This window comes from Mycobacterium shigaense, from assembly GCF_002356315.1.
In the GTDB taxonomy this organism is placed as follows: Bacteria; Actinomycetota; Actinomycetes; order Mycobacteriales; family Mycobacteriaceae; genus Mycobacterium; species Mycobacterium shigaense.
This window is the reverse complement of sequence record NZ_AP018164.1, coordinates 717910-742957: the sequence shown is the minus strand read 5'-3', so window position 1 is coordinate 742957 and position 25048 is coordinate 717910. Positions and strand designations below refer to the sequence as shown.

General features: G+C 68.7%; 27 protein-coding genes. 7 read left to right on the top strand and 20 right to left on the bottom strand.

The genetic code is table 11. The annotated features are described in order from the left end of the window. Nucleotides 1–44 precede the first annotated feature (44 nt). The 9 genes from MSG_RS03540 to MSG_RS03500 all read right to left on the bottom strand — a co-directional run bounded on the left by MSG_RS03540 (nucleotide 45) and on the right by MSG_RS03500 (nucleotide 7679). On the bottom strand, nucleotides 45–1136 hold the full coding sequence (locus MSG_RS03540; RefSeq protein WP_096437158.1) for a lysophospholipid acyltransferase family protein: 1092 nt from the start codon (nucleotides 1134–1136) through the stop codon (nucleotides 45–47). Then, nucleotides 1118–2191, bottom strand: coding sequence for an SDR family oxidoreductase (locus tag MSG_RS03535; RefSeq protein WP_170063187.1), 1074 nt, complete (start codon nucleotides 2189–2191; stop codon nucleotides 1118–1120). The genes MSG_RS03540 and MSG_RS03535 overlap by 19 nt, the downstream gene beginning before the upstream one ends. A 125-nt stretch (nucleotides 2192–2316) precedes the next feature. Then, nucleotides 2317–2418 carry a 30S ribosomal protein bS22 gene (locus MSG_RS03530; protein WP_003402602.1) on the bottom strand — a complete coding sequence of 34 codons (102 nt, stop codon included), beginning with the start codon at nucleotides 2416–2418 and terminating at the stop codon, nucleotides 2317–2319. Between the two features lie 169 nt (nucleotides 2419–2587). Continuing rightward, a complete protein-coding gene (locus MSG_RS03525) occupies nucleotides 2588–2845 on the bottom strand; it encodes a cell division/environmental response transcriptional regulator (protein WP_096437154.1) in 258 nt (85 codons plus the stop codon). A gap of 140 nt (nucleotides 2846–2985) precedes the next feature. Continuing rightward, nucleotides 2986–3861 (bottom strand): pyrroline-5-carboxylate reductase, encoded by an 876-nt coding sequence (proC, locus tag MSG_RS03520; protein ID WP_181159116.1) that lies wholly within the window; start codon nucleotides 3859–3861, stop codon nucleotides 2986–2988. A gap of 47 nt (nucleotides 3862–3908) precedes the next feature. Beyond that, nucleotides 3909–4733: a thioesterase family protein gene (locus tag MSG_RS03515; protein WP_096437150.1), complete on the bottom strand. Its 825-nt coding sequence runs from the start codon at nucleotides 4731–4733 to the stop codon at nucleotides 3909–3911. A gap of 25 nt (nucleotides 4734–4758) precedes the next feature. Beyond that, complete coding sequence (locus MSG_RS03510; RefSeq protein ID WP_096437148.1) at nucleotides 4759–5601, bottom strand: sugar phosphate isomerase/epimerase family protein; 843 nt, start codon at nucleotides 5599–5601, stop codon at nucleotides 4759–4761. A 15-nt stretch (nucleotides 5602–5616) separates the two neighbouring features. After that, complete coding sequence (locus MSG_RS03505; RefSeq protein ID WP_096437146.1) at nucleotides 5617–6666, bottom strand: hypothetical protein; 1050 nt, start codon at nucleotides 6664–6666, stop codon at nucleotides 5617–5619. Beyond that, nucleotides 6663–7679, bottom strand: a complete 1017-nt coding sequence (locus MSG_RS03500) for a Ppx/GppA phosphatase family protein (RefSeq protein ID WP_096437144.1) — start codon at nucleotides 7677–7679, stop codon at nucleotides 6663–6665. Before MSG_RS03500 ends, MSG_RS03505 begins: the two co-directional genes overlap by 4 nt. 100 nt (nucleotides 7680–7779) lie before the next feature. Between MSG_RS03500 and MSG_RS03495 the strand changes: the two genes are divergently transcribed. Genes MSG_RS03495 through MSG_RS03485 form a run of 3 tightly spaced genes read left to right on the top strand, consistent with a single transcriptional unit; the run spans nucleotide 7780 to nucleotide 10018 of the window. Further along, entirely contained in the window at nucleotides 7780–8592 is an 813-nt protein-coding gene (locus MSG_RS03495) for a hypothetical protein (RefSeq protein ID WP_096437142.1), read from the top strand. 15 nt (nucleotides 8593–8607) lie between these two features. Beyond that, the gene (locus MSG_RS03490) at nucleotides 8608–9093 is read left to right on the top strand and encodes an NUDIX hydrolase (protein WP_096437140.1); all 486 of its coding nucleotides are present in this window, start codon (nucleotides 8608–8610) and stop codon (nucleotides 9091–9093) included. 10 nt (nucleotides 9094–9103) lie between these two features. Then, nucleotides 9104–10018, top strand: a complete 915-nt coding sequence (locus tag MSG_RS03485; protein WP_181159117.1) for a hypothetical protein — start codon at nucleotides 9104–9106, stop codon at nucleotides 10016–10018. Nucleotides 10019–10076: 58 nt separating this feature from the next. On the opposite strand, the gene MSG_RS25815 is transcribed toward MSG_RS03485, so the two are convergent. From MSG_RS25815 to MSG_RS03450, 7 genes are all read right to left on the bottom strand, one after another. Continuing rightward, on the bottom strand, nucleotides 10077–11348 hold the full coding sequence (locus MSG_RS25815) for a PPE family protein (protein WP_096437136.1): 1272 nt from the start codon (nucleotides 11346–11348) through the stop codon (nucleotides 10077–10079). A gap of 340 nt (nucleotides 11349–11688) precedes the next feature. Then, on the bottom strand, nucleotides 11689–12372 hold the full coding sequence (gene regX, locus MSG_RS03475) for a two-component sensory transduction protein RegX (protein WP_096444012.1): 684 nt from the start codon (nucleotides 12370–12372) through the stop codon (nucleotides 11689–11691). Nucleotides 12373–12421: 49 nt separating this feature from the next. Beyond that, on the bottom strand, nucleotides 12422–13651 hold the full coding sequence (locus MSG_RS03470) for a sensor histidine kinase (protein WP_096437134.1): 1230 nt from the start codon (nucleotides 13649–13651) through the stop codon (nucleotides 12422–12424). Nucleotides 13652–13825: 174 nt separating this feature from the next. Next, nucleotides 13826–14575: a phosphoglyceromutase gene (locus MSG_RS03465; RefSeq protein ID WP_096437132.1), complete on the bottom strand. Its 750-nt coding sequence runs from the start codon at nucleotides 14573–14575 to the stop codon at nucleotides 13826–13828. 97 nt (nucleotides 14576–14672) lie between these two features. Continuing rightward, nucleotides 14673–15179, bottom strand: a complete 507-nt coding sequence (locus MSG_RS03460) for a type III secretion system chaperone family protein (protein WP_096437130.1) — start codon at nucleotides 15177–15179, stop codon at nucleotides 14673–14675. Between the two features lie 52 nt (nucleotides 15180–15231). Next, nucleotides 15232–16566 carry a D-inositol-3-phosphate glycosyltransferase gene (gene mshA, locus MSG_RS03455; protein WP_170063133.1) on the bottom strand — a complete coding sequence of 445 codons (1335 nt, stop codon included), beginning with the start codon at nucleotides 16564–16566 and terminating at the stop codon, nucleotides 15232–15234. A gap of 58 nt (nucleotides 16567–16624) precedes the next feature. Beyond that, nucleotides 16625–17938 (bottom strand): ROK family transcriptional regulator, encoded by a 1314-nt coding sequence (locus tag MSG_RS03450; protein ID WP_096437128.1) that lies wholly within the window; start codon nucleotides 17936–17938, stop codon nucleotides 16625–16627. Between the two features lie 169 nt (nucleotides 17939–18107). Between MSG_RS03450 and MSG_RS03445 the strand changes: the two genes are divergently transcribed. Further along, complete coding sequence (locus MSG_RS03445; RefSeq protein ID WP_096437126.1) at nucleotides 18108–18857, top strand: SDR family oxidoreductase; 750 nt, start codon at nucleotides 18108–18110, stop codon at nucleotides 18855–18857. Here MSG_RS03445 and MSG_RS03440 read toward each other — a convergent pair. Then, the gene (locus tag MSG_RS03440; RefSeq protein ID WP_096437124.1) at nucleotides 18841–20232 is read right to left on the bottom strand and encodes a L,D-transpeptidase; all 1392 of its coding nucleotides are present in this window, start codon (nucleotides 20230–20232) and stop codon (nucleotides 18841–18843) included. The two genes, MSG_RS03445 and MSG_RS03440, sit on opposite strands and share 17 nt — an antisense overlap. Nucleotides 20233–20263: 31 nt before the next feature. After that, a complete protein-coding gene (locus MSG_RS03435) occupies nucleotides 20264–21364 on the bottom strand; it encodes a UDP-N-acetylmuramate dehydrogenase (RefSeq protein WP_096437122.1) in 1101 nt (366 codons plus the stop codon). A 26-nt stretch (nucleotides 21365–21390) separates the two neighbouring features. Here MSG_RS03435 and MSG_RS03430 point away from each other — a divergent pair, with 26 nt between their 5' ends. From MSG_RS03430 to MSG_RS03420, 3 genes are all read left to right on the top strand, one after another. Continuing rightward, nucleotides 21391–21903, top strand: coding sequence for a DUF2505 domain-containing protein (locus MSG_RS03430; protein ID WP_096437120.1), 513 nt, complete (start codon nucleotides 21391–21393; stop codon nucleotides 21901–21903). A 152-nt stretch (nucleotides 21904–22055) separates the two neighbouring features. Then, nucleotides 22056–22910 (top strand): carbon-nitrogen hydrolase family protein, encoded by an 855-nt coding sequence (locus tag MSG_RS03425; protein ID WP_096437118.1) that lies wholly within the window; start codon nucleotides 22056–22058, stop codon nucleotides 22908–22910. Continuing rightward, nucleotides 22907–23938 carry an LmeA family phospholipid-binding protein gene (locus MSG_RS03420; protein WP_096437116.1) on the top strand — a complete coding sequence of 344 codons (1032 nt, stop codon included), beginning with the start codon at nucleotides 22907–22909 and terminating at the stop codon, nucleotides 23936–23938. Before MSG_RS03425 ends, MSG_RS03420 begins: the two co-directional genes overlap by 4 nt. Nucleotides 23939–23948: 10 nt before the next feature. On the opposite strand, the gene deoC is transcribed toward MSG_RS03420, so the two are convergent. Both deoC and MSG_RS03410 read right to left on the bottom strand, forming a co-directional pair. Continuing rightward, nucleotides 23949–24626 (bottom strand): deoxyribose-phosphate aldolase, encoded by a 678-nt coding sequence (gene deoC / locus MSG_RS03415; RefSeq protein ID WP_096437114.1) that lies wholly within the window; start codon nucleotides 24624–24626, stop codon nucleotides 23949–23951. Further along, entirely contained in the window at nucleotides 24626–25045 is a 420-nt protein-coding gene (locus MSG_RS03410) for a DUF2599 domain-containing protein (RefSeq protein ID WP_096437112.1), read from the bottom strand. The genes deoC and MSG_RS03410 overlap by 1 nt, the downstream gene beginning before the upstream one ends. Between the last annotated feature and the right edge of the window lie 3 nt (nucleotides 25046–25048).

Here is a 25048-nt window from a genome sequence, read left to right as displayed (position 1 = left end):
GCCGGGGCGCTCGTCTGTCCAGACGTCGCGCAGTCGGGCGGACGTCAGCCCAGGAAGACGTTGCGGCGCCCGGCAAGCAGCCGGTACAGCGTCTGCTGAATCGTCTCGCGCACCTGATCGGTCAACTCGAAGGTGACCATCGGATCTTCGGCGTCGGAAGCGCCATAGTCGGTGGTGTAGATCGGCTCGCCGAAGTCGATGCGCCACTTCGACGGCAGCGGCAGTAGGCCCGCCGGCCCGGCCAGCGGGAACAGCGGAGTGATCGGGAAATAGGGCAGGCCGAACAGCCGCGCCAACAGCTTGACGTCGGTGAGCATCGGGTAGATCTCTTCGGAACCGATGATCGAGCAGGGGATGATCGGCGCCTTGGTCCGTAGGGCCGCCGTCACGAAACCCCCACGCCCGAACCGCTGCAACCGGTAGCGGTCCTCGAACCGCTTACCCAGGCCCTTGTAGCCCTCTGGGAACACGGCGGTGAGCTCGCCGGCGGCCAGCAGCCGATGCGCGTCGGTGGTGCAGGCCATGGTGTGACCGGCTTTGCGGGCGGCCTCGCCGACCAGCGGCAGGTCGAAGACCATGTCGGCCGCGAGCAGTCGCATGTCGCGGTGCGCGGGGTGCTCGTCGTGCACCGCCACCGACAGCATCAGCCCGTCGAACGGCAGCACCCCGGCGTGATTGGCCACCAACAGCGCCGCACCCTCGCTCGGCAGGTTCTCGATGCCGCTGACTTCCACCCGAAACCACGACTTGAAGAAGAATCTCAGCAGCGGCCGGACGATGGCGTTGTTGAAGTGCGGATCGAAGCCGAACTCGTCGACGGTGTAGTCACCGGTCAAGCGCTTCCGTAGAAACTCCGCGACCGCCGCCACCTGCTGTGCACGCTCGTTGAGTGGCCCCTCGGCCGCCGAGGCCGAACCCGCGACGCGACGGTGCTCGTCGATTTCGCGGACGACAGCCGCGATCTGTTCGGCCGACGCGCGGCCGTGCGGATCGGTGAGTAAAGACGGATGCTGACGCGAGGCTTCAGCACGTTGATCGGCTTTGCGGCGAGCTGCGACGCGACCCCTATTGCTATGCAGGGGAATGACATTCGCTCTGTTTTCACCCGCCACGATATCTACCTGACCCCACCCCATGGAATTGGATTTCGGCTTCCCCAGCGCTGCGCTAAGGCAATGGCGCGACCCTCCAAGGAGCGTACCCGATGCGGGTCGATTATGGGAGTCAAGCCGCGGCCGCGAACGTAGTCGTCAAAGGCCTCCGCCGTCGTCCATTTCGGCTGGTAGCCGAGCTCGGAGCGCATCCTCGTAGTGTCCATCACGCGACCGAAACTCAGGTAATCGAACTGCGCGCGATTGATCTCGGTATAACGATTAGCCCGTCTCAGCGAATCCAGGGCCCACACCCCAAAACCCGGTACTGGCAACGGAATTCGGCCCGACCGCCGGATCGCCTGCGACAGCATGATGATGCCGTCGCCGCCGATGTTGAACGTTCCGGCCTTGCCGGCCATCGCGGCGCGCTCCAGCGCGCCCAGCGCGTCTTGCTCGTGCAAGAGCTGCAATCGGGCGTCGCGGCCGAACATCGTCGGGACTATCGGCCCGGCCAGATAGCGCGACAACGTGGTGTCCATCGCCGGCCCGATCATGTTGGCCAGCCGCAGAATCGTCACCGCGATGTCGGGCCGGCGCCGGCCGAGTCCCCGCGCATAGCCCTCGATGTCGAGGCTGTCCTTGGCGAACCCGCCCCGGATGGGCCGGCGGCTGGTGCTGTCCTCGGTGAACATCACCGGATCGTGGGGGCTGGAGCCGTACACCTCCGAGGTCGACTTCAGCACGACGCGACGCACCGAGGGCGCCTTCTGGCAGGCGGCGAACAGTTGCATCGCGCCCATCACGTTCAGTTCCTTCAACGCCGCGGTACCACCGGACCGGGGCGCGTACGACGCCGCCGCAGCATGCACCACCGTGTCGACACCGCCGTTGCGAATCACCTTGGCGATGAACGGATTACGGATGTCGGCGCGCACGAACTCGGCGCGGCCCATCCGGCGCAGCATGTCTTTGCTGGGGGCGATGGCGTCCACCGCGATCACCGTGTTGATCAACGGGTTCTGCGCGAGCCGGGCCGTCAGGTAGCCGCCGAGAAACCGGCAGGCACCGGTGACCAGCACGACCTTGGGGTAGTGCATGGTGTCGCCGGTGCCGGCGCCTTCCCCGCTCGAGGAATCCACCCGATCAGCCTAACGGCCGCCGACCAGCGCGGCCTTGCAGCAACACGACGGGTGACCGTCTTTAGGACCTTCGCGGAGCGGGCTTACTTGCCGAGTTTTCTGCGCTGCACCCGAGTGCGACGCAGCAGTTTGCGGTGCTTCTTCTTCGACATACGCTTGCGCCGCTTCTTGATTACTGAACCCATGAACTCCGCTATCTAACCCGTGACCACATGTGGGGGTCTACCCAAGGACCTGGCCACTTTACCCGGCTGGTCGCACGAAATACCAACCGGCGGTCGCCGACTCCCCTGGCGCGCGAGCCAGCACCGATCGCCGGTCGCGCTGCGCGGTGAGGTCGCGCGGGGTTTCGACTCAGCCGGCGTCGAAGTACGACGTCTCGAGCATGTCGTGGACGGCCTTGGCATGCACCCGGAAGGACCGGCCGACCCGCACCGCCGGCAGTTCGCCGTTGTGCACCAGGCGGTACACCGTCATCTTGGAGACCCGCATCAGGGCCGCCACTTCGGCGACGGTGAGAAATTGTGTCCTGGCCTGCTGGCCATCGACAGAGCCGGTCTCCCGCGGCTTACCTGCGGAATCTCGCGCCGATGGTCCGTTCGTAGACGTCATCGCAACCCAATCATGTCAGGCCCGCGCAATGCCAGCGGCTTCCCCTCCGCCGGCACCCACACGGGCATACAGAAAGGAGAATAGCGGGACTAGTGGGGTTACTGGTACTGGTGGGGGACAATCATTTTGAAATCTTTAAATTACCCAGATGTAACTCTTAGCTGTTCAGAGCGGCTTTTGGCGGCTTGAACGGCGGCATCGACGGCCGCCCGAAATCCGCCCCGCTCGAGTTCTCGCAGCGCAGCCGCGGTCGTACCGCCCGGCGACGTCACCATCGCCCGCAGCTGGGCCGCGGTGGCGTCCGGCCGCGTCCCCGCCGTCTCGCGGTCGCCCGGCTGCGGCGCCTCGTCCATCCGGTTCAGCAGCATGGCCGCCGACCCGCCCAGCGTCTGGGCGGTCAGGTCGGTCGCCACGTCCCGGCTCAGCCCGGCCGCGACACCGGCATCGACCAGGGCTTCGACCATCAGGAAGAAATACGCAGGCCCCGAGCCGGACAGCGCGGTCACCGCGTCCATCTGGACCTCGGGAACCGTCAGCACGCCGCCGACCGCACCGAACAGCGCCGACGCGTCGTCGAGCTGTTCCGGGGTGACGAAACGGCCCTTGGCCAGCGCGGTCACCCCGGCGCCTACCAGCATCGCCGCGTTGGGCATCGCCCGGATCACGGGGGTCCCGGCGGGCAGCTTGGACTCGAAGTAGGAGATCGTGATCCCCGCGGCGACAGTGATGAACACCCGCTCGGCGCCGCCGTCCTCGGCCTCGGCGGTGGCCCGGACCAGGTCCCCTACCACCGAATCGACGTCGCCCGGCTTCACCGCGACGACGACGACCGCCGCGTTGTCGACCGCCTCGCTCGGCGAGGCGACCCGCACCGAATACGTGTCGGCGAGGTACTTCGCGCGTTCGGGCACGCGTTCTGCCACCACCAGGTCCTTGACCTGGTGCCCGGCGCGCAGCAGACCCGACAGCAATCCCTCGCCGATGCTGCCACCACCGATGATCGCGATTCTTGCCATGCCGCAAAGCATCGCAGACGGCAGCGCCGATCGCGGCTTCCGGGGCTCTACCGTGCGGCGGGCACCATCGCCAGTTGGCGCGACTGCACCACCAGACGGCCCAGGCTGTCGACGACGATGTGGTCCTCGTCGAACCAGTCGTGGCCGATCTCGAGGCAGGTGCAGACCACGCGCAGCCAGCCGTCGGCGGGCCGGGCCCGCAGGAAGGCCGTCAGCTGGATGGTGGGGGCCCAGCCGGTGCGGTCCACGGCGAAGGTCACCGGCGCCGACAGGTCGCCGCACATGAGGGCAAACAGCGCGTCAGGAGCCACATCACGCGGTCGCGCCCACATCTGCAGCATCGGGGGTCGTTCGTCACTGCCGGGCCGCATCGTGGACAGCAGCGGCCGGATCTCGCAGCCCTCGCCCAGGTGCACCAGGCCCGCGAGCGGATGGCCCGGCCCGATCGGTTCCACGTCGTCGGGCGGTTCCGGCGCCATCAGGTCCACCACCGGATTCGCCGACAGCAGCGGCGCCGGGCCGCCGCCGGGCGCGAAGTGTTCGGGCTCGCCGAGATTGACCACGGCATGCACCGCCGTGCGTTCGCCCTGCATCAGCTCGACGTCGACCACGCTGATCCGACGGCCGCGCTTGCGGATCGAGGTGACCAGCCGCATAGGTCCCGGATCGGGGGCCCACAGGAAGCTCGCCGAGACGGCGACGGGTTCGTGCCCGGCCTCTGCGCAGGCGTGACGGGCGGCGTTGGCGCACAGCGCCAGCATCGCACCGCCGTGCACCTTGGGACCGATCGTCCAGTGCTTGTCGAGTTCGCCGTGATAGCAGCCCGGTTCGGCCTCCCGCAGGGTCATTGCGGTGGTGAATAGCGTGGTCATGGTCTCCTGGTGAATTCTCCGCAGCTCACCGCAGCAGGTGTGTGCGGGCGAACTGCAGCGCCTCGGTGAGCATGGCTTCGCGCTTGTTGGCCGATCGCGCGCTGGATGTGGACACCTCGAGGATCACATGGCCCGCGAAATGGCCGGCGGCCAGCATCTGACACACCTCGGCGGTGGGTTCGGTGCCGCGCCCGGGCACCAGATGTTCATCGGCGGGCAGGCCGCTGCCGTCGCACAGGTGCAGATGGACCAGCCCCGCGCCCATCCGCTGCGCCATGTCCAGCGCATCGGTGCCGGCCGTCGAGGTGTGCGACAAGTCGAGCGTGTAGTGCGCGTGGTTGCCGTCGAGCGGGTCGTAGGACGGCGCGAACGCCGAGATGCCCGGCCCCGGACCACCGCCGCGCCTGCGCATCCGCTCCCGCGACTGGTCGGCGCCGAAGAAGCGATCGGTCCGGAAGGGGAACATGTTCTCCACGGCGATCAGCACGTCGCTGGTGGCCTCCAGCGTCGAGACCTGGTCGGTGAACCCCTCGGCGTAGCGCCGCTGCCAGCGAAACGGCGGGTGCACCACGACGGTTTGCGCGCCCAGCTCTTCGGCGGCCCGCACGCTGCGTTCCAGCTTGGGAATGGGGTTGGGCCCCCACACCCGCTGGGAGATCAGCAGGCAGGGAGCGTGCACCGAGAGCACCGGGACGTGGTGACGGCGCGACAGCTTCTTGACGGCGGCGACGTCCTGGCTGACCGACTCGCTCCACACCATCAGCTCGACGCCGTCGTAACCGAGTCGGGCCGCGTATTCGAACGCGGCCTCCGCCCGCAATGGATAGACCGATGCCGTGGACAGGCCGACTTTGATTGCTGGACGCACGGGCTGCGGTGACGCCTAGCCCGATTGCAACGACAGGACCAGCGGTCCCAGCGTGATCAGCGCCCCGACCGCCACGGCGATCAGCGTGCTGGCAATGTCCTCGGTCTTGCGCACCACTCGCACCCCGGCGACCAGGCCGAGGATGACCAACACCGACAGCACGAGGGCCACCAGGCTGTTCCACCGCCACAGCTGGTCGAAGGCGATGAACAGGCCGGCACCGAATGCGACGGCCAGGATCGACTGCAACACGATCAGGCTGCCGCGCCACAGCGACTCGAATTTGCCGGGTCCCGGGTGGGCGTCTGCGGCCGGCGCGGCGCGACCGGCCTCCGCCGCGTGCTCGCCCCGGTCCAGGTCGGCCTCGCCGGCCGCAGCGCCGGACCCCGCCGACCGCTCGGCGCCGCGGCGCCGGGCCACCTCATCGGCAAGGGTCTCGCCGCCGAACAGGGTCGAATCCGAGCCGGCCGCCGGATCCGACGACTGTAGGTAGGAGCGCACGTAGGCCGAATCCTCCGTCTCAAGTTCGGCCTCGCGCACCTCGGCGTCCATGACGTCCACCGGCATATCGGAGTACCGGTCCAGCGGATCCGGCCTCATCGTCTCCGCGTCGGACTGCGAGCCCGGCTGGGCGCCACGCTCCGCGGCGGGCGTGGCCTGGGCGGCCTCGGGGCGGCGCGGCGGGCGCGGGTAGGAGCTCAGTTGCGGCCCCGCGCGGTCGGGCTGCGGCGGTGACTTGGGCCAGCGCGGCTCGGGCTCCGTCCAGTAGGGGGGCTTGGCTTTCTCTGCGGCGACGTGCTCGTCGTCGGCGACCGGCGTGGCGGGTTCGGCGACGTCGACGGATCCGTTGGCGGGGCCGGGCGCGCCGGTGTCGTGTCCCTCGTCCCGGATGATCGGCAGCTCGCCCGTCAGCTCGGCGACGGTGATCGCGTCGCTGTCCCCGCGCCGGCGGCGCCGCCGCCGGGTTACCGCCGGGGCACCGATAGTTCCATTCCGAGCCAGCAATTCGGCCACCGAGATCGGTCGGGTGCCGGTGTTTTCGGACTCGGGCTGCGGTCCGGTCATGATTTGTCGCCTCTCGATCGGTACGAGTTCCGATCAACCACGTGACCTCTAGCATCACGCACCGAAGCCTCGACGAGGGCAGTTCCGTCGGCTTCGCTGTCCAGTTTGCGCAAGATGAGACCTTCCCGTAATGCCCACGGGCAGATATCCACCGTTTCTATCGACAGTGCACGCATACTCGCCTCCGCCACCAGAGCCCCCGCCACGATTTGTGGTGCCCGCTCGGCGCTCACTCCCTCCAGTTCTGCCCGGTCAGCGGTCGTCATCCTAGAGATGAAAGATATGAGTTGCCTGAGGCCGTTGGCGGTCAGCGTCCGCTTCACCCGCGGCCCGGCGGCCGACGGGGCCGCCCCGGTGAGCCTTGCCAGCGAGCGAAACGTCTTCGAGGTGGCGACCGCCAGGTCGGGGCTGCCGGCCTCGAGCACGTCGGCGCTGGCGTCCGCCAGCTCGGCGTCCAGCCAGTCGCGCAGCATCGCGACCCGGCGTCGGCCGGGCGGGTCGTCCGGCAGCCACTCGCGGGTCAGCCGCCCGGCGCCCAGCGGCAGCGAGAGCGCGACCTCGGGCTCCTCGTCGACGCCGCTGGACAACTCCAGCGAGCCGCCGCCGATGTCGAGGTTGATGATGCGTCCCGCGCTCCAGCCGTACCACCGGCGCACCGCCAGGAACGTCAGTCGCGACTCGGCGACTCCGGTCAGCACCTGCAGCTCGACGCCGGTTTCCTTGCGGACGCGCGACAGCACGTCGTCGGTGTTTTCGGCGTCCCGGACCGCCGAGGTGGCGAAGGCCATCAGTTCCTCGCAGCCGGAGCTGTCGGCGATCTTGCCGAACTCGTCGATCGTGGAAATCAGTTTCTCGGCACCCCGCTTGGTCAGCTTGCCCGAGTTGTCGATGGACTCGGCCAGCCGCAGCGTGGCCTTCGTCGAACTCATAGGAGTCGGGTGCCCGCCACGGTGGGCATCAACCACCAGCAGATGCACCGTGTTACTACCCACATCGAGCACGCCCAATCGCACGCCAAAAACCTATCGTGCGGGGATGTGAGCCGTCCCGCACCCCGCGCAGTTGCGCGGCAATTCACATCCGCCGACGCCCGGGTGTCAGCTGAGCGGGCCGATGGATTTGTGTTCTAACCTTGAATTCGTGTCGAATTCACACCTTGAACCCGGGCAAGAGGTCGAATTGGACTTTGCCCGCGAATGGGTGGAATTCTTCGACCCGGACAATCCCGAGCACCTGATCGCCGCCGACCTCACCTGGTTGCTGTCGCGCTGGACGTGCGTCTTCGGCACCCCGGCCTGCCATGGAACTGTGGAGGGCCGCCCGGACGACGGATGTTGCTCGCACGGCGCGTTCCTGTCCGACGACGACGACCGCGCCCGGCTCGACGACGCAGTGCAGACGCTGACCGATGCCGACTGGCAGTACCGCGAAAAAGGCTTGGGCCGCAAGGGATTTCTAGAACTCGACGAACATGAGGGGCAGCCGCAGTACCGCACCCGCAAATACAAAGGGGCATGCATCTTCTTGAACCGGCCCGGGTTTCCCGCGGGTGCCGGTTGTGCGCTGCACAGCAGGGCGCTCAAGCTCGGGGTGCCGCCGCTGACGATGAAGCCCGACGTGTGCTGGCAACTGCCGATCCGGCGCAGCCAGGAGTGGGTGACTCGGCCCGACGGCACCGAGATCCTCAAGACCTGGGTCACCGAGTACGACCGCCGCGGCTGGGGCTCCGGCGGAGCCGACCTGCATTGGTATTGCACGGGCGACCCGGCCGCCCACGTCGGCGCGACGCCGGTGTGGGAGAGCCTGGCCGACGAGCTCACCGAACTGCTCGGCGCGAAGGCGTACACCGAGCTGGCCGCAATGTGTAAGCGCCGCAGCGGGCTAGGGCTCATCGCGGTGCACCCGGCGACACGGCTCGCCGAGTAACCGGGCGCACGCCCCGTGCCGACGCCCGATTTCATCGCCGAGCTGCGCCGCGCGGTGGGCCACGCGCTGTTGTGGTTGTCCGGCGTCAGCGCTGTCACGATTCGCGATCGAAAAGTGTTGCTGGTCAAGCGATCCGACAACGGGGCGTGGACGGCCGTGACCGGCATCCTGGATCCCGGCGAGAACCCCGCGGACGGCGCCGCCCGCGAGGTCCTCGAGGAAACCGGGGTCACCGCGCGGGCCACCCGACTCGCGTGGGTGCACGTGACCGGCCCGCGCGTCTATCCCAACGGCGATCGGGCGCAGTACCTCGATCACGTGTTCCGGATGCAATGGCTGTCCGGAGAGCCTTACCCCGCCGACGACGAGAACACCGAGGCGGCCTGGTTCGACCTCGACGAGCTGCCGCCCATGACCGACGACATGCGCCGCCGTATCGCGTTGAGCGCCACTGACGATGTGCGGACCGTCTTCGAAACCACGCAGGGCCCGCCCGGTTAGCCTTCGAGCCATGGACGACGAGAGGCGGTCGGCTGCCGCCCCGCGCTGGCGGGGCCGCGCCGGGCGCCTCGAAGTCTGGTATGCCACCCTGTCGGATCCGCTGACGCGTACCGGGCTGTGGATTCACGGCGAAACCCTCGCCCCGACCGGAGGCGGCGGCGCCTACTCCCACGGCTGGGCGAGCTGGTTCCCACCGGCCGGGCCGCCGCGCACCGAGCGGTTCGGCCCCGAGCCCGCCCAATCCGCCACCGGCGCAACGTGGTTCGACGTGAGCGGAATGCGGCTTGGCCCCGCCGAGCTGACCGGGCGGGCCGGCTCGCTGTCGTGGGAACTGTCCTGGACGGATACCGGCGCGCCGCTGTGGACGTTCCCCCGACAGGCCTGGGAGCGCGAGCTGCTGCCCGCCGCCCAGGTGGTGATCGCACCCACCGCCGACTTCGCCGGATCGCTGACCGTCGGCGACGACGCCCACCACGTCACGGATTGGCGCGGCGACATCGCCCACATCTACGGGCACGGCAATGCCGAGCGCTGGGGATGGATCCACGCCGACCTCGGCGGCGGCAACGTCGTCGAGGCGGTCGCCGCGGTGTCACGCAAACCGAGCCTGCGCCGGCTTCCGCCGCTGGCCTTCGTCCGCTTCCGGATCGACGGAAAGGATTGGCCCGCAAGCACTTTGCCGGCGCCGCGGATGCGGGCCGCGTTGGGTCTGCCGCACTGGCAACTCGCGGGGCGCATCAAGGGTCACGACGTGACCATCCGGGTTCATCAGCCCCGGGACAGGTGCGTCAGCCTCGAATACACCGATCCCGACGGAGCCACGGTGGTGTGCACCAACACCGAGCAGGCCGACATCGACGTCGAACTCGGTGGCCGGAAGTGGTCGGTGCTCGGCACCGGTCACGCCGAAGTGGGCCTGCGTTGATCACGAGGGCACCCGCCCTGAACGGGATGCCCCGCAGCCCTCGCTGCCCTTGCTTGCCTTAGCCGATCGCGCCGGCCAACTCGGTGCCCGATAGAGTGCCGGCCCATTCCAGAAGCCCCTCCACGTCCAGCTGGGGTTGGATTCCCGATGTTCCCGCTAAGCCCGGTGAGCTGGTCAGCAAGCCGAGCCCAGGCACCGCGCCGCTGGAAGCGGCCGGGGCGGCGGCGACATAGCCGACACTGCCGGTGGCGTTGGTGATCGACGCGGCGGAGGAGCCGACGACGGCGGTGATCGAGGAGGAGCTGAGGTTGACGATGCCGGTCGTATCCGCAACCGGGTTACCGGTAATGACGGCGGACCCGCTGATGAGGTAAGCCACGACGTCCGGGAAAGCCTCTACGGGGGTCAGGGTAAGGGGATTGGCGCCGGCAGCCACCGTAGCGCCGGCCTGATACAGCACGCCGTCGGCGCCCACGGCTTCGGTGCCAAGAGTGACGGCGCTACCGGCGTTCACGATGATGGAGGTAGCGCTCCCGAAATAGACGGAACCATCACTGCTGGTGGTCGCGATGGTGACTGAGCCGCTATTAATGTATGCGACCGAACCGGGCCCGACCGTCAGGGTGCTGCCGGCCGGAACGGTGGTGGTGGAGCCCTCAGGGATGGGGGGGTCTCCCGGGATGGTGGAGCCCGCCTGTTGGGCAGTGTTGGTCGAGCTGAGCTGTGCCACGGACTGAGTCCGCGAACTCGTGGCATTACCAACGGTCTGCGCCGCGGCGCGAGCCTGGGCATCCTGCCCTGACTGATTCGTCGTCTGCGGCGGCTCACTAAACGAGCCCAACGTGCTCGCCGCCGAGGAGTCCGCAGCGTAGGTATACATCGCGGTGGCGTCTTGGACCCACATCGCCGCGTACTGGGCCTCGGTCGCCGCGATCGCCGGCGTGTTCTGCCCGAAGAAATTGGTCGCGACCAGGCCCGTCAACAACGCCCGATTGGCCGCGACCAACGGCGGGGGCACCGTGGCGGCAAACGCCGCCTCATATGCCGCCGCCGCCCCGTACGCCTGGGCGGCGGTCTGACCGGCCGCAGCCGCCGCAGCCGACAACCAGTCCGCATAGGAGGTGGCCGCCGCCGCCATCGCGACCGACGACGGGCCAAACCAGCTCTGGCCGGCCAGCCCCGAGACCTCCGTGGCATAACCGCCGGCCGTGGATTCCAGCTCGGCGGCCACACTGTCCCAGGCCGCCGCGGCCGCCAACAAAGGCCCCGATCCCGGACCGGCATAGATAAGCGCGGAGTTGACCTCTGGCGGCAGCAACGCAAAATCCATTCGCCGGATCCTTTCCCATCGGCCCGTTATTCGGCGCACGTATAGCAAGGATATTTAATGGAGTCGCGTGAACGCCTCGTGACTTCGCGCTTACACCAGCGGAAAATTGTGTAGCGAAATGACGAAAATGACAGTGAGGCAGGACTTTTCGGAACAACACCCGCACACCCGCGGTTTACGTCGATCTGAGCGCAATACCATGCGCAGTCAATGTTCGAAGAGTGCCCGCACCACGCGGGTAGCCGGCATCATGCTCAGCTACCTGGCGTTTGAGCGCCCGGCGAGTCTTCCGCGTCCGCACGCGGACTGGGGTTCCCGAATGTGTTGCGCGCGAGCGCAGTCAGCCCTCCAACTTGTAGCCCAACCCTCGGACCGTCACCAGGTGCACCGGGTTGGCGGGGTCAGCCTCGATCTTGGACCGCAGGCGCTTGACGTGGACGTCGAGCGTCTTGGTGTCCCCGACATAGTCGGCTCCCCAGACGCGATCGATCAGCTGTCCGCGGGTGAGCACCCGTCCGCTGTTGCGCATCAAGTACTCGAGCAAGTCGAACTCCTTGAGCGGCAACGTGATTGCATCACCATTGACCGACACCACGTGCCGCTCGACATCCATGCGTACCGGCCCCGACTCGAGGACGCCGTCGCTGACCTCGGAGTCGTCGTCGCCGCCGCGACGCAGCACCGCCCGGATGCGGGCGATCAACTCGCGCGCCGAATACGGCTTGGTCACATAGTCATCGGCGCCCAGCTCTAGACCGACCACCTTGTCGATCTCGCTGTCGCGCGCGGTCACCATGATCACCGGCACGCCGGACCGAGCCCGCAGCTGCTTGCACACATCCGTGCCCGACATGCCGGGCAGCATCAGGTCAAGCAGCACGATGTCGGCGCCGGCGCGATCAAACTCGGCGAGCGCCGCCGAGCCGTCGGTCACCACCGTGGCTTCGAAGCCTTCCTTGCGGAGGAGAAAGGCCAGCGGATCGGCAAGCGACTCCTCGTCTTCCACGATCAGCACACTGGTCATGAGCGCCACTCCTCCTCGTCGCTACGCTCTGCATCGTCGTCAGCGCGGGTCATCTACTTAGTTCTTCCTCTCGTTGTGAGCGGTTGGGCCGCAATTCGCGAGCCCGGGGCGCCTCGGGTTCCTCGTCGCCGTCGGCCTCTTGATACGCCGGAATCGACAAGGTGAACGTGGATCCAGTGCCCGGCTTGCTCCACACGCCGATAGTGCCGTTGTGGTTAGCCGCAACATGTTTGACGATCGCCAACCCCAGCCCGCTGCCGCCGGTGGCGCGCGAACGGGCCTTATCCCCCCGGAAGAAGCGCTCGAACACGCGCTCCTGGTCCTCCAGCGCGATGCCGATGCCGCGGTCGGTGACGGCAATCTCGATGTTGTCGCCGCGGCGGCGACGGCTGATCGACACCGGCGAACCCGGGGCCGAATAGGCGATGGCATTGGACACCAGGTTCGCCAGGGCCGTGACCAGCAGCGTCTGGTCGCCGAGCACCCGCAGGCCGCTGGGCGCATCGGTGCGAACCTCGATGTTGGCGTTCTCGGCGGCCACCTTGTGGCGCGAAATCGCCTCGGAGACAACGCTGTCGACATCCACGGCGGTCACGTTGGGCAGCCGCTCGGCACCCTGCAGCCGGGACAGCTCGATCAACTCGGCGACCATGTCGCCCAACCGGTTGGCTTCGATCAGCACCTTCTCGGCGAAGCGGCGCACCGTCTCGGAGTCGTCGGCCGAGGCCAGCAATGCCTCGGCGAGCAGCGCCATGGCACCGACCGGGGTTTTGAGCTCGTGGCTGACGTTGGCGACGAAGTCGCGCCGGGTGGCCTCCATGCGGACATGGTCGGACTGGTCGTGCACGAACACCACGGCGAAGCGGCGGTCTTCCTCGCTGAGCAGCCGCGCCTGGCCGTGCACCGAGATCCCCGCCCGGCCACCCGCCGCGCGCTTGTGCGGCTGCAGGTCGAATTCGGCGTCGTCGCCGGCGAGCGCCTGCTGCGCGGCCTGCCACGCCTGGTCGTCGAGTTGACGGTCGCGCACCAGGCCCAACTCCTTGGCCCGATCGTTGAGATAGACGACGTCGCGGTGGGTATCCACTACCGCGGCGCCCATCGGCATCAGCGCGACGATCCGTTGCAGCATCTGCGCAACGGTGATCCCGGTCGACTCAGCAGCCACCCGCTGGCGGCGTCGGGCTACCCGCGGCGACAACCGAGTGCCGGCCGCTACACCCACGACCAGTGCCAGCACGGACAACACCCCGGCCAGCAACAGCGCCGAGAACACGGTCACGTACAAAATCCTACAAATTTGGTGAACGCAGCCCTAGCGGAACGAGGACAAAATCGGACAAGTCACAACCTGAGCTACAGGTGTTCGGCCCCCGTTCACACGAAATTTGGCCAACTGGCCGGTAAACCGCAAAACGGTGCCGCAAACGCATGGTGCGGCGACACGCCGGGGAAGCTACCGCGAGCCCTGGCTGGCAACCGCCGCGGCGCCCGCGGCGGCCGCCTCCGGGTCCAGATACGTTCCACCGGGCACCACCGGTCGCAGATCGGCGTCCAGGTCGTAGCGCAGCGGAATGCCGGTCGGGATGTTCAGGCTGACGACCTCCTCGTCCGACAGCTGATCGAGGTGCTTGACCAGGGCGCGCAGCGAGTTTCCGTGCGCCACGATCAGCACCGTCTTGCCGAACCGCAGATCCGGCACGATGACGTCGGTGAAATACGGCAGGAACCGGACCACCACGTCGGCCAGGCACTCGGTGAGGGGCCCGCCGCCGATGTCAACGTAGCGCGGGTCGGCGTCCTGGCTGAATTCGCTGCCCCGCTCGATGGGCGGTGGCGGCGTGTCGTAGCTGCGCCGCCAGGTCATGAACTGCTCTTCGCCGTACTTGGCCTTCGTCTCGGCCTTGTCCAGTCCCTGCAGCGCGCCGTAGTGCCGCTCGTTGAGCCGCCAGCTGCGATGCACCGGGATCCACAGCCGGTCCGCGGCGTCCAGCGCCAGGTGCGCGGTGGTGATCGCGCGGCGCAGCAGCGAGGTGTAGAGCACGTCGGGCAGCAGCTTGTGTTCGGTCAGTAGCTCGCCGCTTCGAACGGCCTCGGCCCGGCCCTTTTCGGTGAGCCCGACGTCGACCCAGCCGGTGAACAGGTTCAGCGAGTTCCATTCGCTTTCGCCGTGGCGAAGCAATACCAGCGTGGCCGTGTCTCCCATGCCGGTTAGTCTCTCACGCACTCTGCGAAGCGCGCCGAGCGTAAGGCCACTGCGAAAGTTGGGTTCCACAAACCGCGGCCGGCTTGCGCTCGCGGAGCTAGTCGTCGTCGTCTTCGTCGATCAGATGAGCGAAGGCCTGCAGATTCTTCAACGACTCCCCGCGCGACACCCGCCATTCCCACTCCTTCTGGATCGACGAGCGAAAACCCAACTCCAGCAAGGTGTTAAAGTCCGAATCCACCGCTTCGAGAACTTGCCCAAGCACCCGGTCGATCTCGTCGGCATCAACCGAAGCCAGCGACATCCGGCCCACGAGGTAGATGTCGCCGACGTTGTCCAGCGTGTATGCGACGCCGTAGAGCCGGCGGTTGCGCTTGAGCAGGAAGCGGTACACGCCCTCGTGGTTCTCGTCGGGCTTGCGGCACACGAACGCCTCGACCCGCACCGAGTGCTCGCCGATGCTCAAGATGGTGTTGGTCTTGAGCCTGCGCTCGCCGGGCAGTTCGACCACCAGACCGGGCAAACCACCATGTGCGCCTTCGTGTTTCGAGTAGGCCAGCTCGCTGGCCTGCAGCGCATGCTCGATCACCTGCTGCACAGTCATGAACGCCGCTCCTGCTCATCGCTCCGCTCCGCATCGCCGCGGGCGCCGGAGCTCATGCGCCCACCCCCCGACGCGACGTCCAACGGCGCGGCTTGCGCGCCGAGAGCCGGTCGCGAACCCGGTGCTGGCGGCCGGCGGTGAAGTTGCCGATCGCGCGCCGGTAACTGGCCAGCAGCGCGTCGGTGGTGTTGTCCCAGGAGAACGTCGCCGCGTGGGCGGCCGCCACCCGGCTCATCGCCCGGCCCCGCGGCCCGGCGCCGAGTCGCAGCAGCCCGTCGAGCGCGTCTGCCCAGTCGCCGACGTCGTGCCCCGGCACCAGCGTCCCGGTCACCCCGTCGCGCACGGCCACCGGCAGTCCCCCGACGGCGGCTGCGGCCACCGGCGTGCCGCACGCCTGCGCCTCCAGCGCGACCAATCCGAACGATTCCGAATAGCTAGGCACCGCAACCAGATTGGCGGCCTGGAACACGGTGGCCAGATTCTGCCGGGACTGCGGCGGCAAGAACGTCACCCGCTCGGTGATGCCGAGTTCGTCGGCCAGCCGCAGCAAGCCGTCCGGGGAAGCCAGGCCGCTGCCCGACGGGCCGCCGGCCACCAGGATGCGCACCCCGGGCAGCTTCGCGGCGGCGCGCAGCACGATGTCGGGCGCCTTCAGCGGCTGGATCCGGCCGACGAAGGCCACCACGTCCTCGTCTGGTGCGAGCCCGAGCCTGGCCCGCGCGGCCGCGCGATCACCCGGGCGGAACACCTCCAGGTCGACGCCGGGATGCACCACGTCGATTTTCGCGGGAGCGGCGTGATGCAGTGAAATCAGCTGCCTCGCTTCGTCATCGGTGTTGACGATCAGCCGGTCCGCCTCGTCGACCACCTGCTGTTCGCCCACCGTGCGCAGCGGCGGCTCGGGTGCGTCGCCTTCGGCCAGGGCGGCGTTCTTCACCGCGGCGAGCGTGTGCGCGGTGTGCACCAGCGGCACCGCCCACCGGTCCCGGGCCAGCCAACCCACCTGCCCAGACAGCCAGTAGTGCGAGTGCACGATATCGTAGTAGCCCGGTTCGTGCGACGCCTCGGCACGCAGCACCCCGGCCGCGAACGCGCACAGCTGGGTGGGCAGATCGTATTTGTCCAGGCCCTCGAAAGGCCCCGCCACGACGTTGCGCACCAACACGCCGGGAGCCACCCGCTGGACCGGCGGATCCGTGGACGCGGTAGCTCGGGTGAAGATCTCCACCTCGATGCCGCGGCGGGCCAGATGCAACGCGCTCTGCAGCACGTAGACGTTCATCCCGCCGGCGTCGCCGGTCCCCGGCTGGGCCAATGGCGAGGTGTGCACGGCCAACACCGCCACCCGGCGCGGATCGTTCAGCGAGAGGACGTCGTCGTGCCGCACACTGTCATCTTTACAGGACGGCCCTCGCGCCCAGTTCAAGCGTGCGCAGAACCTCGCGTTACGCGGTGTTCTCGGGCGCGATCTCCGGCAGCCGGGAGCCGATGGCGCCGGCGCGGCGCATCGCACCGAGCGGGTCGGCATACAGCCCGCCCAGCGACACGATCCCGGCTCCGGCCTCCTGCACACGGTTGCCGAAGGCGGTGACCCGAAGGTCGCGCGGCGCCAGCACGGAGCGCTCGGCGAACGACTCTTCGACCTGCTCCAGGGCTTCCGGATACTCGGTGAACGCCTGGCCGCCGACCACCAGCTCGTCAGGGTTGAGCAGGTCACGCAGCAGCGCGACCGCCTCGCCAAGCACCCGGGCCCGCTCGGTCAGCAGCTCCTGGGCCGGCTTGTTGCCGGCCCGGGCCAGCCGCAGCAGGTCCGCGATCCCGGTCGACGAGCCGTTCGGGCGGCCCGGCGGGGCCGCGGGCAGGATGCGCAGCTTGCGGGCCGCGGCGAGCACCGCTTCGTCGCTGACCGTGGACTCCAGCTGGCCGGTGCCGCCCAGCAGCTCGGAGTACGCGGGCAGGCCGGCGATGGTGCCCGGACCGCTGGACGGGCAGTGCACCCGTCCGCCGATCACCAGCGCGTAGCCGACGGTCTCGCGGGCGTAGACATACAGGCTGGTCGGCGAGCTCGGCGCGAACCGCCGCATGCCGAGCAACAGCTCGGCGCCCGCCATCGCGTCCACGTGCGACGCCACCGACACTGGCAGGCTCAGCGCGTCGGCCAGCACGGGGCCGACGGGCGCCTGGCGCCAGCCCAGCCTCGGGTGGTCGACGTGGCCGGTGGCGCTGTCGACGGTGCCACCGATGGCGACCCCGACCCACAGCGGACGGCGCCGGTGCCAGCGTCGCAGGTAACGGGTCGCGCTTTCGGCCAGTGACGCCAGCGCCGGGCCCGCGGGGCTCAGCGGTGTGGGCGTCTCGACGGTGTCCAGCGTCCGGCCGAACAGGTCGGCCGCGACGATGCTGGTGGTCCGCGCACCGACGTGAATGCCCAGCGCCACAAAGGGTTCGTGGTTGATCTCCACGGGAACCCGGGGGCGCCCGATGGCGCCGGAGACGGCCAAGTCGGCCCGCTCCCGAAGCAGGCCCGCATCGAGCAGCGCGATGACCTGACGGTTCACCGTGGCGATGCTCAGCGAGGTGACGCCGGCGATGACGTCGCGGCCCACCGGGCCGCGCAGCCGCACCGCGCGGAAGACCGACGCCGCCGCCGAGTCAGCGATGTGCAGGGCCGGCGGCAGAATCTGCCGGTGCAGTCGCAGGTGATTCTTGCGAGTGGTGGAATGGTGTGAATGGGTGAGAGTGGTCGAGCGCACGAGCATCCTTTGTCCGAGTTCTATGGCCGGTCTTCGGCCCCACCTGTGCTGAGTCAGGCGCGGCAAAGTGCGCGGCAACAACACGCACCCGCCGCGCACAGACACGCGGTGGTGGCGTTGAACAAGGTGCTGTGATGCACAAAGGGAATTTAGCACGTTTATTAGAATTGTCTCGATGACTGCAGCTAATACTGACCAACGAATCGCCGTAGTCACCGGTGCCAGCTCGGGTATCGGCGAGGCGACCGCCAAAACCCTTGCGGCCCTTGGGTTGCACGTCGTGGCGGTGGCCCGCCGTGCGGATCGGATCACCGCTCTCGCGAACGAAATCGGCGGCACCGCAATTGTGGCTGACGTCACAGACGACGCCGCCGTCGCCGAGCTGGCGAGCCGGCTGAACCGGGTCGACGTGCTGGTCAACAACGCCGGAGGCGCCCGCGGACTGGAGTTCGTCGCCGACGCCGACCTGGCGCACTGGCAGTGGATGTGGGAGACGAACGTGCTGGGCACGCTCCGGGTCACCCGCGCGCTGCTCCCCAAGCTGATCGAGTCCGGCGACGGCTTGATCGTCACGGTCACCTCGGTCGCCGCGATGGAGATCTACGACGGCGGTGCCGGCTACACGGCGGCCAAACACGCCCAGAGCGCGCTGCACCGCACGATGCGCGGCGAACTACTCGGAAAACCGGTACGGCTCACTGAGATTGCGCCCGGCGCAGTGGAAACCGAGTTTTCCCTGGTTCGATTCGACGGCGACGAACAGCGCGCCGACGCCGTCTACACCGGCATCACGCCGCTGGTGGCAGCCGACGTCGCCGAGGTGATCGGATTCGTGGCCTCGCGGCCGTCGCACGTGGACTTGGACCTGATCGTGATGAAGCCGCGCGACCAGGCCGACACCCGGCGGTTTAACCGCCGGGGCTAGGCGAAACGGTAGTGGTCGTGGCGCTCCCAGACGTCGAAGTAGTGGGGGTACCCGACAGAGTTGGCGCGTTCGACGGGGTGACCGGGGCGGTGACGGGGATCTGAGTCGACGGCGGGCGTGCCGTCGGTGGCGGCAGCGCCGACATGGCCACCCAGGTGTCCCAGTCCACGGCCCAGTCCCAGATGTCGCCGTCGGAGTAGGAAAGCTGGATGGTGCTGCCGGTCACCTCGACGGGGTCGCCGTAGATCGCGGTCTGGTAGTACTGCTCGGCGTCCTCGGTGGACAGGTTGACGCAGCCGTTGGTGACGTTGGTGTTGCCCTGGGCGCCGGCGCTGCTGGGGTTGGCGTGGATGAACTCGCCGTTGTTGGAGATGCGCACCGCCCAGCGCTCGTGCACGTGGCTGTAGCCGGCGGCCGGGTTGGACATGTAGAAGTCCGCGTATTTCTCGGTCACCACGTGGATGCCGTTGCGGGTGACGTTGCGTGCCTTGTCCGCCTCGCCGTAGCTGCACGGGAAGTCCATGATGACGCCCTCGTCGCGGACCACCTGGATGCGGTGCGACGAGACCTCGGCCTTGACGACCTGCTTGCGGCCGATCGCGATCTTCAGCGACATGTCCTGCAGGCCGTAGGCACCGTCGCCGAACGGCAGCCCGTAGAACTTGGCGTCGACGTTGATGGTGGTGCCCGCCGGGTAGTACTCGCGGGGCCGGTAATGGATCCGGGCGCCCTGCGCCTCGTCGGGCAACCAGGCCCAGCTGCCCTCGACCGGCGGGGTGGTGGTGATGGTGAGCGCCTTCTCGACGGTCGCCTTGTCGGTGATGGGCGCATCGAACTGGATGATGATCGGGGCCGCCACACCCACGGTCTGGCCGTCAGCCAACTGGAATCCGCCGTCGATCTTCTTCGTCGGCGCCACGGTGGTGAACTTGCCCGCGACGGGAATCGTCTTGCCGTCGTGGCCCACGACCGAGCCGCTCCAGGTGTAGGCCCCGTCGTAGCCCAGCGGCTCGGTGACGGTGTAGACCGTGCGGTCGTCGTTGAACGACCCGGCGACGGGCTTGCCCGACGAGTTCGTCAGCGCCACCTTCTGGAACCAGCCATCGGAGACCTGAACACTGATCGGCGTGATCGGCCCGACGTCGGTAGCCGCGTCGGCGGGCTGGTATTTCAGATGCGGCGCGGCCCGCTCCTTGTTCTTCTCCGCTTGCTTGGCCGCGGTGTCACCGCAGGCGGCCAACACGCTGGGAGCGAACACACCAAGCCCGAGGGCCGCCAAAGCCAGGCGCCGGTTGACCGGCGGCTGGCGATCGGAGGTGTTCACGACATCCAAAGATACCGGGACACACCGTCGTTGCCCGCCACGACAGCGCAATGACGACGCGGGTCCGCGGCTAAATTAACAGCTACAGCGGGCAACCGAGCAGAACGGGCTCGGGCTCGAGTGTGATGGCAAACACGTCGCGGACCCCGTCCCGGACGATGCGGGCCAGGGCGATCACGTCCTCGGTGCTGGCGCCGCCGCGGTTGGTCAGGGCGAGCGCATGTTTGGTCGACAACCGGCAGGTCGCCGCTTCGTCGCCCGGATAGCCCTTGCCGAAACCCGCCCGCTCCACCAGCCAGCCGGCGGCCAGCTTGACGCCCCCGGGTGCCGGCCAGTGCGGCACCGGACCGTCGGCGCGGGCTGCGAGCCGCTCGTAGGCCTCCGGCGTCACCACCGGGTTGGTGAAGAACGAGCCGACGCTCCAGGTGTCGTGGTCGGCCGGATCGAGGACCATGCCCTTGCGCGCGCGCAGCGCCAATACCGCGTCGCGGACCACGCGCGAGTCGGGCCGATCGCCGGCCTGGGCCCCGAGCGCGGCAGCCAGCTCGCCGTAACGCAGCGGCGCACCGCGTCCCGAACCGTCCAACGCAAACTCCACTTCCAGCACCACCACCGGGGTGTGCCCACCGCCGGCGCGCTTGAATGCGCTGGTGCGATACCCGAAGCCGAGCTCGTCGGCTGGTATCCAGCGCACTTCGCCGCTGCGTCGATCGAGCACCCGCACCCGGGTGATGGTGTCGGACACTTCCGCGCCGTAGGCCCCGACGTTCTGCACCGGCGTCGCCCCCGCCGAGCCGGGGATGCCGGACAGGCATTCCAGACCGCCCAGCCCGTGTTCGATGGCCGCGACCACCACGTCGTCCCAGACCGCCCCGGCCTCAGCGCGGACCAGGTTGCCGTCGATCGCGATACCGCCGTTGGCGACCCGGACCGCGGTCAGATCGGTCAATGTGTCGGCGAGCACCAGATTGGAGCCACCGGAAAAGATCAGCAGCGGGCCAGCGCCGCGCTCGGCGGGTTCCGCGTCCAGCTGCCGCACCACCGCGACCACCTGATCGGTGCTGGTGCAGGTGATCAGACGGCGGGCGACCGGCCCGACCCGCAAAGTTGTCAGCGGGGCCAGCGACACCGCCTCAGCGACAGACGCACCGGCATCCAGGGATCCGACTTCGCGCCCATTCATGGCCCGTAACGGTAGCCTGACCAGCTATGCCGCGTTCATTCGACTTGTCCGCCGAGTATCAGGACAGCGTGGAAGAGGTCCTGCAAGCCTTCACCGATGAGGCCTACTGGCTGGCCAGGCTGGCGGCCTCCGGTGTCGACGACGCGAAACTCGAGTTGCTGGAGCCCGGCGACAACGGGGCCCTCGAGGTGGTCACCCTGCAGATCGTGCACAGCGACAAACTGCCCGGGATGATCTCGCAGTTGCACCGCGGCGACCTCTGCATCCGGCGTGAGGAGAGCTGGGGCCCGGTCACCGACGGCACGGCCTCGAGCACCTTCTCGGGATCGGTCGCGGGCGCCCCGGCGAAAGTCTCCGGCACCGCAACACTGTTCCCCGCGGCCGAGTCGGGCGGTTCGCGGCTGGAGTGCCAACTCACGGTCCACGTCCGGATTCCGCTCATCGGCGGCAAGCTGGAGAAGATCATCGGAACAGAATTGGCCAACCTGGTGAGCGCCGAACAGCAGTTCACCTCGGAGTGGATCATCAGCCACGGCTGATCGGCGCGCATCGTCGCCGCGCCTAAGCTGAACCGCCCGCCTCCTCCCCGCGCCGCACACGGCGCGCATCGTCGCCGCGCCTAAGCTGAACCGCCCGCCTCCTCCCCGCGCCGCACACGGCGCGCATCGTCGCCGCGCCTAAGCTGGCGGCTATGCGAATCGCCCTGGCGCAACTCCTCAGCGGCACCGATCCGGCGGCGAACCTGCAGCTGGTGCGTGAATACACCGCCCGTGCCGCAGACGCCGGTGCCGCGCTGGTGGTCTTCCCGGAGGCAACCATGTGCCGGTTCGGGGTGCCGCTGGAGCCGATCGCCGAGCCGGTCGACGGGCCGTGGGGCGACGGTGTCCGGCGGATCGCCGCCGACTCCGGAGTCACCGTGATCGCCGGCATGTTCACCCCGTCCGGCGACGGGCGGGTGACGAACACCGTCATCGCGGCGAGCCCGGGTCCGCCGAATCAGCCCTCGGATGGGGTGTGGGCCCACTACGACAAGATCCACCTGTATGACGCGTTCGGCTTCACCGAGTCGCGTACGGTCGCACCCGGTCGCGAGCCGGTGGTGATCACGGTCGACGGCGTCGGCATCGGGTTGACCGTTTGCTATGACATCCGGTTTCCCGCCCTCTACACCGAGCTGGCCCGGCGCGGCGCCCAACTCATCGTTGTCTGTGCGTCCTGGGGTTCGGGTCCGGGCAAGCTCGAGCAGTGGACGCTGCTCGCCCGCGCCCGGGCGCTGGACTCGCAGAGTTACATCGCCGCAGCCGGTCAGGCCGACCCCGGCGACACGCTGGCACGCTCGGGATTCGGCTCGGGCGCGCCGACCGGGGTGGGCGGCAGTCTGGTGGCCTCGCCGTTGGGTGAAGTCATCGCGTCTGCCGGCTCCGAGCCGCAGTTGGTGGTTGCCGACATCGACCTCGACCGAGTCGCGAAGGCCCGCGAGAGCATCGCGGTGCTGCGCAACCAGTCCGACTTTGCTCGGTGCGATACGGCAGAATCGGTCCGGTGACGAACCCACCAGGACCACCGAACGCGGGCCCGCCACCGTGGGCCCAGCCCGGCAACCAGGGTCCGTCCGGCGAACCGCCGACCACCGCGCGGCCCACCGAGCATTTCGGCACCGGCGGCCCTGACGTGTCACCGCCGACCACGCCCGTCCATCCGCAGGAGCGCACCGAGCAATTCGGCGCCACCGCGGAGCCGCCGCCGAGCCCGCCGCCCCCGCCGGTCGCCCCGCGCCCCAGCGCGCGGCCGTCCAGCCCCGGCGGCCAGCCGGCGCCGGAGGAGCAGCGCAAACGGCGGTCCATTCGTGACCCGCTGTCGCTCGTGCTGATCGGCATCATCGTGGTCTCGCTCGTCATCGCCGGCCTGATCGGTGGCGAGCTGTACGCGCGGCACGTCGCCGACACCAAGGTCGCCCAGGCCGTCGCCTGTGAGGTTCAGGACCAGGCCACCGCGTCGTTCGGGGTGGCGCCGCTGCTCCTGTGGCAGCTCGCCACCCAACACTTCACCAACATCTCGGTGGCGACCGCCGGCAACCAGATCCGCGACGCCAAGGGCATGAAGATCGACATCAGCATCAAGAACGTCAAGCTGGACCGAACCTCGACGTCGAAGGGCACCGTAGGCTCGCTGGACGCCACCATCACCTGGACGAGTGACGGCATCAAGCAGTCCGTGCAGAACGCGATTCCGATTCTGGGCGAGTTCGTCACCAACAGCGTCACCACCCATCCCGCCGACGGCACCATCGAGCTGAAGGGCATGCTCGACAACATCACCACCAAGCCGGTGGTCTCCGGCACCGGAATCCAGCTGCAGATCCAGAGCTTCAACGCGCTGGGCCTGACGCTGCCGCGGGAGAGCATCCAGTCGACGCTGGACGCCTACACCGCGAAACTGACCGCCAACTACCCGCTGGGCATCCACGCAGACAGCGTGCAGGTGACCCCCACCGGCGTGACGAGTCACTTCTCGACGCAGAACGCCACCATTCCCGCCGGCGACAACAACGACTCCTGCTTCGCCAACATCTAGGTGTCGCGCACTACCTGCCCAGCCCGTCGAGGACGGCCCGGGTGCCGGACAGGCCCAGCCGGGTGGCGCCGGCGTCCAGCATCGCGATCGCGTCGGCGGCGGTGCGAATGCCGCCGCTGGCCTTGACGCCGAGGCGCCCGCCGATGGTCTCGGCCATCAGCGCGATCGCCCGCACCGATGCCCCGCCCGCGGGATGAAAGCCAGTTGAGGTTTTGACGAAGTCGGCGCCGGCGTCCTCGGCGGCTCGGCAGACGCCGGTCAGCGTGCTCTCCGACTGCCTCAATAGGACCGCCGATTCCACGATCACCTTGAGCACCGCGGCCGGCACCGCCGCCCGCACGGCGCGGATGTCGTGCCGCACAGCGTCGAGCGCTCCGGCCAGCGCGGCGCCGACGTCGATGACCATGTCGATCTCGACGGCCCCGGCAGCGACGGCCCGGGCGGCCTCGTCTGCCTTGACCGCCGACTCGTGCTTGCCGGACGGAAAACCGGCCACGGCGGCGATCGGCACGCCGCCGCCGGCCGCCACCGCGACCGGCACCATCGACGGCGACACGCACACCGCGTAGACACCGAGGTCGACGGCCTCGGCGACCAGCGCAGCCACGTCGGCCTCGGTGGCTTCGGGTTTGAGCAGGGTGTGGTCCACCAGCGCCGCGACGCGCTTCCTGCTGACGTCGGTGTCCATCAGAATTGTTCCTCCGGGCCGCCGGGGTTACACCCGGTCGCGGTCATCTCGGCGTCGTCGACGACCGGTCGCCACGGTTCCAGGTTCCAGCTGGGTTTGCCGGGCTGGACGAGTTCGGCCAGTTGCCAGTGACAGAAGAATTGGGCGCGCATGCCCGGGGTGTCCGCATTCGGCGACTTCGCGAGTACCTCGGTCCAGGCCTCGTCGGCGGCGGCGTCACCGCCGGGCTGCCGGGCGGCCGCTCGCCCCGACGGCGTCGGGAAAACCCGCAGGCTGGTCAGCCGCTGCCATTGCGTCCATTGGGTGTGATCGATGAAGGGCGGGGAGTACGCCGGATCTGCCGAGGCCGTGGCCGCCGCCGGTGAGAGGCCCGCCATCGCGGCAGTCGTCATCGCCGACAGAGCCAGCAGGGCTTTCATCCG